Source organism: Aquirufa sp. A-Brett2-15D (genome assembly GCF_054558735.1).
In genome coordinates, this window is sequence record NZ_JBSKFT010000001.1 from 865003 (window position 1) to 879340 (window position 14338).

6 protein-coding genes are annotated in these 14338 nt (G+C 40.3%); 1 reads left to right on the forward strand and 5 read right to left on the reverse strand.

From position 1 onward, the window contains the following. Positions 1 to 46 precede the first annotated feature (46 nt). On the forward strand, positions 47 to 2077 hold the full coding sequence (locus ACST14_RS03910; protein WP_459460759.1) for a M13 family metallopeptidase: 2031 nt from the start codon (positions 47 to 49) through the stop codon (positions 2075 to 2077). A 130-nt stretch (positions 2078 to 2207) separates the two neighbouring features. Here ACST14_RS03910 and ACST14_RS03915 read toward each other — a convergent pair whose 3' ends face one another. The 5 genes from ACST14_RS03915 to ACST14_RS03935 form a co-directional block, all read right to left on the reverse strand. Further along, positions 2208 to 4619, reverse strand: coding sequence for an alpha/beta hydrolase family protein (locus ACST14_RS03915; protein WP_459460760.1), 2412 nt, complete (start codon positions 4617 to 4619; stop codon positions 2208 to 2210). A gap of 61 nt (positions 4620 to 4680) precedes the next feature. Continuing rightward, positions 4681 to 6162 (reverse strand): RagB/SusD family nutrient uptake outer membrane protein, encoded by a 1482-nt coding sequence (locus ACST14_RS03920; protein ID WP_459460762.1) that lies wholly within the window; start codon positions 6160 to 6162, stop codon positions 4681 to 4683. Between the two features lie 10 nt (positions 6163 to 6172). Further along, positions 6173 to 9325, reverse strand: coding sequence for a SusC/RagA family TonB-linked outer membrane protein (locus ACST14_RS03925; RefSeq protein ID WP_459460765.1), 3153 nt, complete (start codon positions 9323 to 9325; stop codon positions 6173 to 6175). A 270-nt stretch (positions 9326 to 9595) separates the two neighbouring features. Next, positions 9596 to 11026: a SusD/RagB family nutrient-binding outer membrane lipoprotein gene (locus ACST14_RS03930; protein WP_459460767.1), complete on the reverse strand. Its 1431-nt coding sequence runs from the start codon at positions 11024 to 11026 to the stop codon at positions 9596 to 9598. Between the two features lie 21 nt (positions 11027 to 11047). Beyond that, positions 11048 to 14254 carry a SusC/RagA family TonB-linked outer membrane protein gene (locus ACST14_RS03935; RefSeq protein ID WP_459460769.1) on the reverse strand — a complete coding sequence of 1069 codons (3207 nt, stop codon included), beginning with the start codon at positions 14252 to 14254 and terminating at the stop codon, positions 11048 to 11050. Positions 14255 to 14338 lie beyond the last annotated feature (84 nt).

Genomic DNA, 14338 nt, shown 5'->3' on the forward strand with positions numbered 1-14338 from the left:
AGATACATTAAATTAATTAATTTAATGTCACATCAACCTTTTTCAAATGAAAAATAATTACTTACAACTCCTCCTTGCAGGCACTGTTTTAATCAGCAGCAGCCTTTATGCGCAAGAAAAACCGGGAAAATTTATTGATCGCGATAATATGAATCTTAGCGTAAAAGCGGGAGATGACTTCGTGGAATATTCGAACGGACCTTGGGTAAAGAAAAATCCAATTCCAGCAAAAGAAACACGCTGGGGTGCCTTTAATCAATTGCGTGATTTTAATATCAATGCGATTAAAACGATTTTAGATGAGACCAAAGACACGAAAGCTGCCGCTGGTTCAGTCGAAAAAAGAGTGGCTGATTTCTATGCTGCCGCTATGGACAGCTTAGCGATCGAAAGACTAGGATTCACTCCTATTCAAGCTGATTTGCAACACATTGCTGGATTGCAATTCAAATCACAAATCGTAACAGAAATTGCGCGTATGCGCTCAACAGGAGCTGGCTCTCCCTTATTTGGCTTTTATATAGGTCAAGACCGCAAGAACGTAGAGAAAATGGTTCCACAATTAGGCCAAGGCGGAACCTCGCTACCAGATCGCGATTATTATTTAAAGAATGATGCGCGTAGTGTGAAGATTCAAGAGGCATTTAAAAAATACGTGGCGACACTATTTGCTTTGACAGGTACACCAGAGGCGCAAGCGAAAGCAAATGCGGAAACAGTTTACCAATTAGAGAAGAAATTAGCAGAGGCTCAAATGGCGCGTGTCGAGATGCGTGATCCATACAAAACGTATAATAAATTTGCGTTCGCGGATTTCAATCAAAAGACACCCGCATTTAACTGGGCATTGACTTTCCAAGATTTTGGCACATCTGCTCCTGATTCCATCTTAGTGGGTGCTCCTAAATTCTTCGAGGCCGTTAATAAAATGTTAATTGAGACTCCAGTAGATACCTGGAAGACCTATTTAACTTGGAATTTGTTACGTAGCAGTGCAGGGTATTTAAGTTCTCCTTTCGTAAAAGCTAGCTTTGCTTATTCACAAGTATTATCAGGCCAAAAAGTCCAAGCACCAAGATGGCAACGTATGTCTTCTATGACGGACGGAACGTTAGGTGAATTATTAGGTCAATTATATGTGGCTAAATACTTCAAGCCAGAAGCTAAAGCGAGAATGGTAGAATTAGTGGCTAACCTACGTAAAGCTTTCGCTGTACGCTTAAACAAGTTAGATTGGATGAGCGCAGAGACGAAGGAAAAGGCTTTGGCAAAATTAAACGCTTTCACTCCTAAAATCGGTTATCCTGACAAATGGAAAAACTACGATGGTTTAGAGGTATCAGCCACTGAATACTATGGAAACATTCGCCGTGCAGGTGCATGGGGCTTCCAAGAGAATTTAGCACAATTAGGCAAGCCGGTAGACAGAAGCCGTTGGGGTATGACGCCACCGACAGTGAACGCTTACTATAGCCCAGTAATGAACGAAATCGTTTTCCCTGCCGGAATTTTACAATTCCCTTTCTTCGCAGCTGAAGCAGATGATGCGATCAACTACGGCGGAATCGGTGCGGTAATTGGACACGAAATGTCACACGGATTCGATGACAGTGGTAGCCAATACGACAAAGATGGCACCTTGCGCAACTGGTGGACAAAAGACGATTTAGCGAAATTCAAGGCTAGAACAGAACTTTTAGGCAAGCAATTTGACGCATATACGGTTCAAGATACGATCCACGTAAATGGTAAATTAACGATGGGCGAAAACATCGGAGACTTAGGTGGCTTGAATATGGCTTATGAGGCATTCAAAATGACTAAGCAAGGAAAGGCAGCTAAGAAAATTGATGGATTCTCACCAGATCAACGTTTCTTCTTGGCTTGGGCTCAAGTGTGGAGAGGTTCATCTCTTCCGGAAACAGAAGTACAATTAGTACAAACTGACTCTCACTCACCAGCACAATACCGTACGATCGGTGCTCCAGTGAATATGGATGCTTGGTACACGGCTTTCGGAGTGAAAGCAGGTGATAAGCTGTATAAGAAGCCGGAAGATCGGATTAAGATTTGGTAAAATAAGTCCGGAGTCTAAAGGAAATGAGTCCGGAGGAATTTAGTCCAGATTTTCCCTTCGGACTTTTTCCCTTCGGACTGGTAAAAAAAGGCGACCCTGCGGGTCGCCTTTTTTTTTGCTTAACTTTCTCTTACTTCACGTATTTCTCTAACCACTGGAATTGCTCCCATAGCAAGTGTAAAACGTTTTCTTTACCACGGTAGCTATGCGCCTCATAAGGTAGATAAACGAAACGAGTTGTTGCTCCATTTCCTTTTAAAGCAGCATAAAGGCGCTCGGAGTTGATGGGGAAAGTTCCTGTGTTGTCGTCTTGCTCACCGTGCACTAATAAGATTGGCTCTTTGATTTTGTCGGCATAGCTGAAGGGACTCATCTCATAGTACAATTGTGGTGCTTGCCAGTAAGTACGGTCTTCGTTTTGGAAACCAAAAGGAGTCAACGTACGATTATAAGCTCCACTACGGGCAATACCTGCTTTAAATAAATCGGTATGTGCTAATAAATTAGCAGTCATAAACGCACCATAGCTGTGACCACCCACGGCCATACGCTTGCGATCGCCCACACCTAAAGAAGCTAAGTAATCAATCGCCGCGGAAGCATTTAGCTTTAATTGATCGACAAAGTTATCATTGGGTTTTTTCGAAGCATCTGTTGACACGATTGGCATTTCAGCATTATCTAAAATCGCATAACCCTGCGTAGCATAATAGATAGGCGATGCCCAGCTTAACATGGTGAATCGATCCTTGCTTCCACGAATCTGAGCGGCATCTGCAGCGGAATTAAATTCGCGTGGATAAGCCCAAATCAAAACTGGAAGTGGACCATCTTTTTCTTTGTTATAGCCTTTTGGCAAATATAAATCGCCCGTTAGATCTACGCCATCTGCACGCTTGTACTTGATTTTCTCCTTAGTAATTCCCACTAAATTAGGGTAAGGATTCTCAAATTGTGTCAATGCCTTGTCTTGAGCAGAATTTAGCAAGTTCTTAATGAAGTAGTTGGGCACCTCTGTTTGGGATTCCTTTCTACTTAATACGATTAATTTATCCGCATCAATTACTTCTTCTACTTGTTCAAAATTACCCGGTTTAGCACGCCAAATAATCTCGTTCTTCTTAGTAGCTAAATCGAACTTCGAGATAAAAGGTAGATCCCCCTGATCAGAAGAACCGACTGGATTATTCATTAAAATTTTAGTTCCATTATCCGTTAACTGGATCACATCTCGTCCTAAGGCATTTTTCGTCATGACGGGACTTCCTGGATTTCGGTAAGCGTCAGTTAAATTCCGCTCATATAATAATTCTAACGATCCATCGACTGATGAATAACGACTCACCTTAGAAGTCTGCTTACCACGCAAGACCTCACTAACTAAAGCCAGTTTAGCATTTCCCCAGGTAACCCCGGCAAAACGGGTCTTCGTCTTAAATAACTCTTTAGGCTCTTGAGTAAAAGGAGCTGATAACGAATAAACCGCATCATGGAAATCCACCTGCTTTTTAATCAAACCACTGTCAAGTGGCATCGCATACACAAGGGACGCAGGCTCATCATCGCGCCACTCGAATCCACGAGGTACATTTTGTACATTATCATTCCCACCTGGAGCACTTTCCGCAGAGGGTAATTTAGCAATCTCTTTGATCATTTTACCTTCCAAATCAAGTACTCTCAATGTCGAAGGAAATCCATACGCAGGTACAGCATACGAAAAAGGCTTCGCAACGCTACGCGTCAAAATGTAGCGACGGTCCGGAGACAATTGGAAAGAATTGAACAGAGCTGGCTCCCCTATTTTCTTATTCACTCCATTTCTATAAACGACTAATTGAGCCTCCGCATAATAGGCAAATAAGCTCTCGTCATAAGGGGATTTAATCAAATCTTGAAAAGTAGGTCTAGGTGCAGCTTTACCTACATTCTGCTGAATGGTGGGCCCTTTAGGCGTGATAGGGCGTTTAGGCGCACCGGCCGCATCATGTGTAGTGACCTTGTATAAAATGCTTTGATCATCTACCCAGGTAAACGCATTTCCCAACACTTGATTCAAAGGAGCGCTATTCACACGCGATGCCTTCTTTGTAGCGATATCAATCACATACAAATCGACACCATTCACCTCTATTTGAGCAAAAGCAATTTTCGTCTCGGATGGATTCCAAGCAACAGTTCCCACAGCTAGGTTTTTAGGCAAACCAGCAATTTCGATTTTCGCCCCATTACGAATGGTTTGCAAGGTAATGCTGCTGATGGGACTTTGGCGTGAAGGAGAAAAATTCAAGGGATTCAAGCGAAGACCCGCAATTTTCATCTCCGGCTGACCTAGTTCCTCTACGGTAGGATACGAGTTACGACCTAATAACAATAAGTAATCCGCCTTCGAATCAATGCGAACTAAAGGAATAGGTTTTGCCAAAAGCAAATCCGAAATGGCCTTAGGTGGCAATTGATAGGAATCGATATCTTGAGCTTTACTAAACAATGGAGTAAAGAGCAACACACTCAGTGTCACTAAAATGGTTGATTTTTTCATAGGATAGATTTAAACAAAAAAAGGTGGCTAATAAATTAGCCACCTTTAATTTACAAAATAATTATAATGGATTTTGAACAATCGCAGGATTTGCATTAATCTCGCGACGTGGAATTAAGAATTCCCAACGCACATCACCCGGAGCCACATCATATAACAAGGCAACCGAAGCAATGGCATTCGTACCATTTCTGTTCAATGCTGCATTTGTACGCTTCAAGTCTAAGAAACGGTGTCCTTCTCCCCAAAGTTCAATACGGCGTTGAAGTAAGACTTCATTAATCAATGAAACACCTGTTTTAGTTGATTTAACATAACTAGCATCTCTAGTCTTCACTAAATCGAATAAAATCTGAGAAGCTCCAGCTGCATCATTTAAACGAGCTTTAGCTTCCGCCTCGATTAAGTACATCTCACCCGCCCGCATGTAAGGAACATCTCCCATCGCTGAAGTAGACGGAACGCCAGGAAGCTTAAATTTCTGATTTAAGAATTTAGGACGTATACCGCCCGGAGGAACAACCGAATTTGTAGCAGTTGGAGTTTCCACCCACATTTTAGATCTAATATCAGTCGTTGGAATTTGCGCATACAACAAATTATTAATCACCTTTGGATAGGTTCTAATTACAGTAGAATTGTAGTTACATGAAATATACGAGTGATAACCACCGAAATATTCCGTTTGGTCTTCTAAGTGATCGAATCCCCACATCCACTCCGAGTTAGCGATGTCTTGAAAACCATCCGTGTACATAGTTGATGTCATAGGTACATATCCTGCGCGTGCCTCAGCAGCAAACTTAGCCGCATTTGTCCAATCTTGTTGAACTAAGGCAACGCGTGCTTGCAAACCTTTTACCACACTTAAATTAATGTGTGATTTGTTTAAGCGAGACGTTGTTAATAAAGCTGCAGCATCCGTTAAATCCTTATTGATTTGGGAGTAAACCTCTTCCACTGTACTACGAGGTTTACCTTCTGTAGTAGGCTCTAAAACTAAAGGTACACCTAATTGAGAATTAGGTTTCGCTGTCGCATCATAACGCTTACCATACAATTGCACTAGATTGAAATAACCAAATGCACGTAAAGCTAAAGCCTCCCCTTTCAACGCATTGCGTTCAGCAGCTGGGCCAACAGCCTTATCCAAGTTAGCTATCCCAATATTCGCATTACCAATAATTCGGTAATACATCTCGTAGGGAAATTGCACCAAGGTATTCACGTCTGAACGGTGAGCTGTCCAACGTGTTTCACCTACGTGCCAAGACGCCGAAGTAGCACTAATAACCATATCCTCTCCTAGGTGATCTAAAATAATCATCATAGCCGGATGACCCGAGTGGCCTTGAGAACTTAAATAACGTACGATAAACGAACGGTAAATACCGTTAATGGCAGATGCTGCATTCTTTGTAGTAGCATAGGCTGATCCTGCATCAATACTAGCCGTAGGGGAAGTATCTAAATAAGCTTCCTCGCATGAAGTAAATAACAATGCGAATACAAGCGAAAAGTAAACTAAATATTTATTTTTCATGATTCAAATATTATAAAGAGAATGAAAGACCTAAAACCAATGATTTCGCAGGACTATAGACGTTACTAGTCGTTCCTCCAAAATTCTGTTGCACATTCATACCGCTGCGGCGAGATAACATAAGGAAGTTCTCCCCACTCACATATACCTGAGCGTTATCAATTTTTAATCGAGACAACAAGGACTTAGGTAAACGGTAAGATAAAGTCACTGTACGGATGTTTAAGAAACTACCATCAATTAACCAACGATCCGAAGCCGCATCAAAATCAGCGGTACGGCCATTATCCATACGTGGCACTTCCGTAACATCTCCTGGATTAATCCAACGCTTTAAGATATCCACATGCTTCGCACTATGATAACCAGCGCCCATTAAACTAGCATAAGCTCCATCATAAATTTTACCTCCTACTTGATAAACCATCAAAGCAGTTAAAGAGAAACCTTTGTAGCGAAGGGATGTATTAACCGATCCTGTTAAATCAGCAATAGATGTTCCATTATACCAATACCTTGCGTTTGCAATGTTATTAGTTAAGGTATCTCCGTTCGCTGTAATTCTCGAGTTAGACGCTACAAAAGAGGTAGCACGGTACTCAGCCACACCTGTCTCCGGATTAACTCCTTTGTATTCGCGTAACCAATAATCATAAAGAGAACTTCCCTCCTTTAATTTCTTTGTACCATCAATGATCTCCTTACTTTCAGCAGGCATCTTCGTAATCTTATTCTCTAATTTCGTCGCATTTAAATCTACATTCCAAGTAAAGTCTTTCGTTCTAACTAAGTCTGCACTTAATTGAAGTTCGATACCTCTGTTGTACATAGATCCAATGTTACGCGTCTCAGAACCAATACCCACTGAAAGTGGTAATGGCACGGCAAAGATTAAGTTAGTCGATTGACGATCAAAGTATTCAATCGTACCTGAAACTCTGTTTTTGAATAAACCAAATTCTAAGGCGACATCAAAAGCCGTATTTGTCTCCCACTCTAATGATTTACTACCTAGAGAAGATTGTAAAATACCTGGCTCTGTTGCGTTATTCCAACCCAAAGCATATAATGGCTGCCAAGCATAGTTACTGATACCACCATCGTTACCTGTTTGGCCCCATGAACCTCTTAGTTTCAGGTTATCAATGAACGTTAATTCTTTGATGAAGTCCTCTTGATCTAAACGCCAAGCAGCTGAAGCAGAGTAGAATGTACCCCAACGCTTATCTTGGAAGAATTTAGAAGAACCATCGCGACGAGCGGAGAATGAAACGAAATACTTCGAATCATAATCATAATTCAAACGAGAGAAGAAACCTTCTACACGACGAACATCATACTGAGATGTCAAGTTCGTTGTAGTAGTGAAGTTAATTAATTCATAATTACCATCTAAGATTTGTTGTGAACGAGAACCATCTAAACTATTACTTACTAAGTTATAGTTCTCATGACCTAAAAGGGCATCCACATTATGCTTCCCAAATGAATGGTTATAGGTTAATAATTGAGATAAGTTATAAGAAGTAACATTCTCAAATGTATTCGAAGCACGACCTGCAGGAGCACCATCACCGATTTCTGGATTACCAAAAACGATAGAATTCGCATTCGTAATATCCACACCTACGTTATTCGTTAATTTAAAATCTTTCAAGAAAGAAATTTCACCATAAGCACGACCACCTATTAAGTTTCTACGGAAGAAGTTTTCGTTCAATTCCGTTTCAGCTACTACGTGACGACCACCATATTGAGGACGGTTAGATAAACCTAAACCACTTAAATTACCATAATCATAGCGATTCTTTCCATTCTCTAATTGTAAGAATGAACCTGGACTTGCTGGATTGTATGCATAAACAGGATAAATAGGTGCCATAGCACGTGTAAAGAAGAATGGATTCACAAAAGAAGTTCCACCATCTGCTGTCGACTGATTCGAAGTCGTCAACGTCGTATTCATGTTAGCTCCTACTTTGAACCAATCATTCATTTGGCTATTCACATTTAAACGAGCTGTAAAACGATCGTAGTCAGACTTGATTTGGTATCCCTTGTCATTCAAATAAGATACGGATAAGAAATAATCCGATTTACCAGTTGATCCAGAGAAATTAGCTGCTACCTCATCACGAATACCCTCACGCATCACTGCCTTCTCCCAGTTTAAATCATCCGCATTGTAAATCAATTGCGCAGATGAATTTAATTTACCGTCTGTTCCTACTAATTGAGCGAAAGGAACATTGTATACATTATAACCTGTTCCCACAATCGCACCTAAACCAGCTGAAGCTGTCGTGTTTGCTGTACCAATAGCTACTGGACTAGTTGCTCTGTAAGCTAAATTATTACGATTAGACTCCCACATCAAAGGATAATAATCCGCAGCACCCACGCGATCATATTCTGGCATGGCACGCGTATTAAAACCTTTTGTATACTTGATATTAATCGTATTCTTTCCTTTTGTACCCTTTTTGGTAGTAACCATCACCACACCATTGGCTGCACGAGCACCATAAAGCGCTGTAGAAGCTGCATCCTTTAAAACAGTGATCGACTCAATATCGTCATTGTTCAAATTCGCAATACTGGCAGAATAAGGAATACCATCCACTACGTATAATGGGTCATTGGAAGATGAAATCGAACCAAAACCACGAATACGAACGGCAGGAGCCGATCCAGGTTGACCTGAAGTAGACGTGGTAGTCACACCCGGTGCAATACCTTCTAAAGCTTGGCCAATATTCGTAATAGGTCTTACCCCTAATTTCTCTGCAGTTACTTTAGCAGAAGATCCAGTAAAGGATGATTTTTTAGCTGTTCCAAATGTGGTGATAACAACCTCATCTAACGTAGATGAACTAGATACCAAAGTAACATTGAATACGCTACGGTTTCCCACTCGAATTTCCTGAGCCGTATAACCGACAGAACTAATGACTATAACAGCATTCGAAGAAACTGTTAATTTGAACGAACCACCTGCATCGGTATTTGTACCTCTGCTCGTTCCCTTGATGGAAACGTTAACACCTGGTAAAGATGTTCCATCATCTCCGGTAACCTTTCCAGAAATCGATCTGTCTTGTGCTTGAAGCGGAATTATCGCTAACAAACATAAGAAGATACTTACTAGTACTGTTTTTTTCATAATAGAATTATTTAAAATGAAGCATAATGTAAACACCATGTTATGGTATTGTTACGCAATTTAGAACCTCAAATGTATTGTTTAGGTTTAAAGAAAAACAATTAAACATTTATATGATATAAATAAAAATTATTTATGATTAATTTTATTAACCTCTAAATTACCCAGCATAATCATTCAAACTATCAAGTCATTTTATTAAAAAAAGGTCATAAAAAAAAGAGGCGACCCTTGCGGGTCGCCTCTTTAAATTCGATCTAAAAACTAAAATTAGTTTTTATCCCAGAATAACTTCGTTGTAACCACATCACCACCGATTGCCGAAGCAGCCGCTGTATAGTTAGTTCCATTTAAAGTTTGCTCATTAGCCGGGTAAGACAAACGAGTAGGGAATCCAGACTTAGCATTTACTGGTGTAGCAATTTTAGGAAAGTCTAAACGACGTAACTCAGTCCAACCTTCGTAAGGACGGTTATAAAGCGCAATCCATTTCTGAGTTGCAATCTTTTCTTTCCAAGTTCCAGCAGCAGTTGTATAAGCAACAGCAGCTTGAGCTAAATAATCATCAGCGTTTGCTTGTGTTCCACCCCAATACAAAATAGAAGCCGTAATCGCTTTATTGTAGTGAGATTCTGCAGAACCAGCTACTGTATAACCACGCTCAGCAGCTTCAGCACGTAAGAATTCTGTTTCTACCACGTCAGCAAATACATAAGGATCAGCAGCTGCGATCACTTTTGCACCAGCACGAGAGAAATCTACGAACGTATTTGATTTTCCTACAATACCACCAGCATAAACACCAGCGTTATTTTTAGAGAAATAAAAGGCTGTACGAGGGTCATTCCATCCTAATAACTTATCCATTAAGTCTTTCGCACCAATGTAATCTTGACGACCACCGGTTACGATATCAGCAAATAATGGATTTTGATTAGGGGATGCTGACTGGTAAGTGAAATAACCATTGTTAGCAGAAGCTGAGATTGCACCAGCATCAGACGCTTCTACCGCCGTTTTAGCAGCAGCAGCATTTTCGTCCGCCACGATCATACCTAACTTCATACGCAATGTGTTAGCAAATTTCAACCAGTTAGAAATAGATCCTTTATAAACTAAATCTTCACCTGAAGCAAAACCTGCAGCTGATGTATTTAATTTAGTGATATCTGAATTCAAACGAGCCATTAAATCAGCGTGAACCGTTTTCGCATCATCGTACTTAGGGAATAAATTAGTCGGTTGTAATGCTTCTGTGTAAGGAACATTTCCGAAAGTATTCACTAAGATAGAATACGTATAAACTTGCATGATGTCAATGATCGCTAATTTATTCGCTTTCTCACCTGCAGTTAACGTTGCATCCGCCGTGATTAACTTAGCTGATTCAGTATAATCTGCTAATACATCACGGTACATGGTTGTCCACCATCCTTGAGGGATAGCACGCGTATTGAAATCATATTGCGCTTCATCTTGGTATACAGCCATAGCCCAGTGGCTAACTGTAAAACGGAACACGTTCGTGTTCACACTTGCAGACGCTAAAGAACCAGCAAGGGTTCTCGTAGCATTCGAGAACAAGGTAGGAGCTGGAACAGCTGCTGGCCTTTTAGTCTCGGTATTTAATTGAGAGATATCTTCTGTACAAGCCGAGAACAATAGCAACAGCGGTACAAAAACTTTTAACATATTTTTCATCTTTATCTAAATTTAGGATGATTAAAATAACAATTTAACGTTAAATCCGATCGATCTAGTAGTGGGATAAGCACCTGATTGATTTCCTTGGATATTACCAGAAGACAAGTTTTCTTCAGGATCTGAATAAGGAACATATTTTTTAATGATCCATAAGTTACGTCCAAAAATAGACACGTCTACACCTTTCACGCCACCTAATTTAGCAACGACTGATTTAGGTAAAGAATACGTCAAGTTAGCCTCACGTAATTTCACGAAAGTCGCATCATAAACGAATGCAGCAGCTGGGTTATAAGCATAACCATACGTACCGTACTCATTTTCAACGCGGATATCATTCGGAGTTCCGTCTGCTTTCACACCTGGCATGATAATTCCACCACCATCAGCAATTGAATTACGAGATGGGTTTCCTTTATCATTAAGTTCAGCTGATTCAGCATAAACACCTGTCGCAGCACCATAGTACTGATCAAGTGAGAATACGTTACCACCTTTCTTCATATCAATTAAGAAAGAGAAGGATACATTTTTGTATTTGAATGTGTTATTCAAACCACCGATCCAATCTGGGTTAACATTACCGATATTGTTCGTAGTCGTAGTAGAAATAGCATAACGTCCGTTAGACTTAACAGACTTTTCTCCATTTACTAATACCCACGTCTTTCCTTGTAACACACCATAAGGTTGTCCTACCGTTGCGTTCAAAGAAACGCCACCTTGGAATGAACCTAATTGAAGGTTTTGAGATACACCGTATAAGCTCAATACTAATGATTGATTCTTAGTCCAGTTTGCATTTACATTCCAAGAGAAATCAGCTGTTTTGATGGGTGTAGCGTAAACGCTTAATTCAAAACCTTTGTTCTCAATATTACCTGCATTCACATAAGATGAACTAAAACCAGTTGCAGAAGAAACCGCTGCTGGTAAAATTTGATCTAATGTATTTGATTGATAATACGTCGCATCAAAACCTAAACGGTTCTGTAAGAATGACATCTCTAAACCAATCTCACGAGATTGAGTTTGCTCTGGCTTCAATACCGGATTGTTTTGTGTACTAGGTACAGAGAACAAGATGGTCGAACCGAATGGAGATGGTTGATCATATACGTTTTTGATAGCACCCCAAGGAGCATCATTACCTACAGTCGCCCAGTTAGCACGTAACTTACCAGAAGTCAACCAAGGAAGATCTTGGATGTGGTGAGAGAATAACCAAGACATAGAACCTGAATAGTAGTTGTATTGGTTATTTTCAACAGGTAAGGTAGACGACTTATCACGACGGATAGTACCATCTAATGTTAAGAAATCTTTATATGTTACCGTTAAACCACCAAACAGACCGAATACCTCACGTGGTGAATATCCTTCCGCCGTAGCCGCAACTGTTCCCTTTGAATTCGCAACAGAATATAAACCTGGAACGATCAAACCTCCGTTAGTACTACCTGACATCGCGCGAACAAATGATTTACGTAAGTTCAAACCAGCTAAGGCTTTCACATTTACATCTTTAATCACATTCTTATCGAAGTTAGCCATCAAATCATAGTTCGTTTCATTAAACGAACGCTCTAAATGATAATAACTAGGTACTGCTTGAGAACCTACCGCATTACGCTCTTCTTGCAATTCACTGTAAGTATCAAGTGTAATACGTCCTAAAAAAGCTAAGTATGAAGTTGCTTTATAATCTAATTGAGCATTACCGAAGATACGAGTACGTGAATCAGTCTCATAGTTTTGGTAACGAGTCCAATAGTAGTTATCTGTATAGATTGGCTTTAAACCAGCTGCAGAAGAAGGATCACCCCAGTTCCAAGTAACGTTTTGATTGTTACGGAAATAAGCTTCTTTTTGCTCTACTAAATCTACGTTAGTTTGGTACCATTGACGGAAGTTTTGGTTAACGTTTTGTCCAGAATAACCTGAACCGTAACGACCTTTACCATCTACGATAGAGAAGTTAGCCACTGCTTGAGCGCTTAATTTCTCATTGATTTTATATGAACCTCCTAAGTTTACAATGTTCTTAGTCACATTAGAGTTAGGTAAAGTACCACGCTCTTCATTACGCGTAAAGCCTAATTTATACGTTCCTTTATCATTCGCGCCATCTAACAAAATATTCGTGTTGTTAGAAATAGCTGTCTCATAGAATGTGTCTGGCGTATTAGTAGCAGCAACCCATGGCTTCATTTTCTTGTAGTTAGGACCCGCTGGATCAAAAGCATCCCAGTGGTAAACCATTAAGCTAGGATTAAATTTCACCCCGTAAGACGCATCTTCTGCTGTAGGTACAACTAAATCATCTGTACCATCACCATTTGCATCAAAATACAAGAAACCATCTTTTTGATATGGATCAGAATAACCTGCACCATATTGGTTTTGGTAAGTAGGGAAAGTTGACTTATCAATTGTTCCTACGGTTAAACCAGCGTTGATAGTTAAACCTAAACCACGCTTTGCTTTCTTAGTTGTGATCATGATCACACCATTCGAAGCACGAGAACCGTAAAGAGCAGTTGCCGCAGCACCTTTCAAGACAGTCATGTTTTCGATATCATCTGGGTTAATATCCGCAGCTGCATTACCGTAATCATAACCACCACGACCAGTTGTTTGGTTACCAGAGTTTTTGTTCGTGTTATCAATTGGCACACCATCCACTACGAAAAGAGCTTGGTTGTTACCAGTCAATGATTTGTTACCACGAATAACTACGTTAGTAGAGCCACCGATCGCATTACCTTGGATGATTTGTAAACCCGCTACTTTACCAGATAATGCTTGAATTGCGTTACCAGTACGTACGCGTGTTAACTCTTCTCCTTTAACTTGCTGTGCAGCATAAGGTAATGAGTTCTTTGTACGAGTAAGACCCAAAGCCGTTACAACAACTTCATTCAATTCAGATGCATCTGAAGCTAAAACAACGTTGATTGAACTTTGGCTTCCTACTGAAACCGTTTGTGGCTTGTAACCCACAAAACTGAAAGTGATTGCAGCGCCATCACCTACCGAAATAGTGTAAGTACCATCTGCTGCCGAGGTTGTACCTCGAGATGAACCTTTTAGGCTGACACTAACTCCCGGAAGAGCAGTACCATCCTCAGAAGCAGTAACCTTACCGGTTACTTGCCTTGTTTGAGCCATTGATGTGCTGAATACAGCAAACACCAATACCCCAAGGAGTAATAGTTTTTTCATGTGTTTGAGTTTAATTAATGAAAAAATAATATAATAATGAGGACAAATTAGGAATTTTCTAATATAACACCTAATTAATTAGCA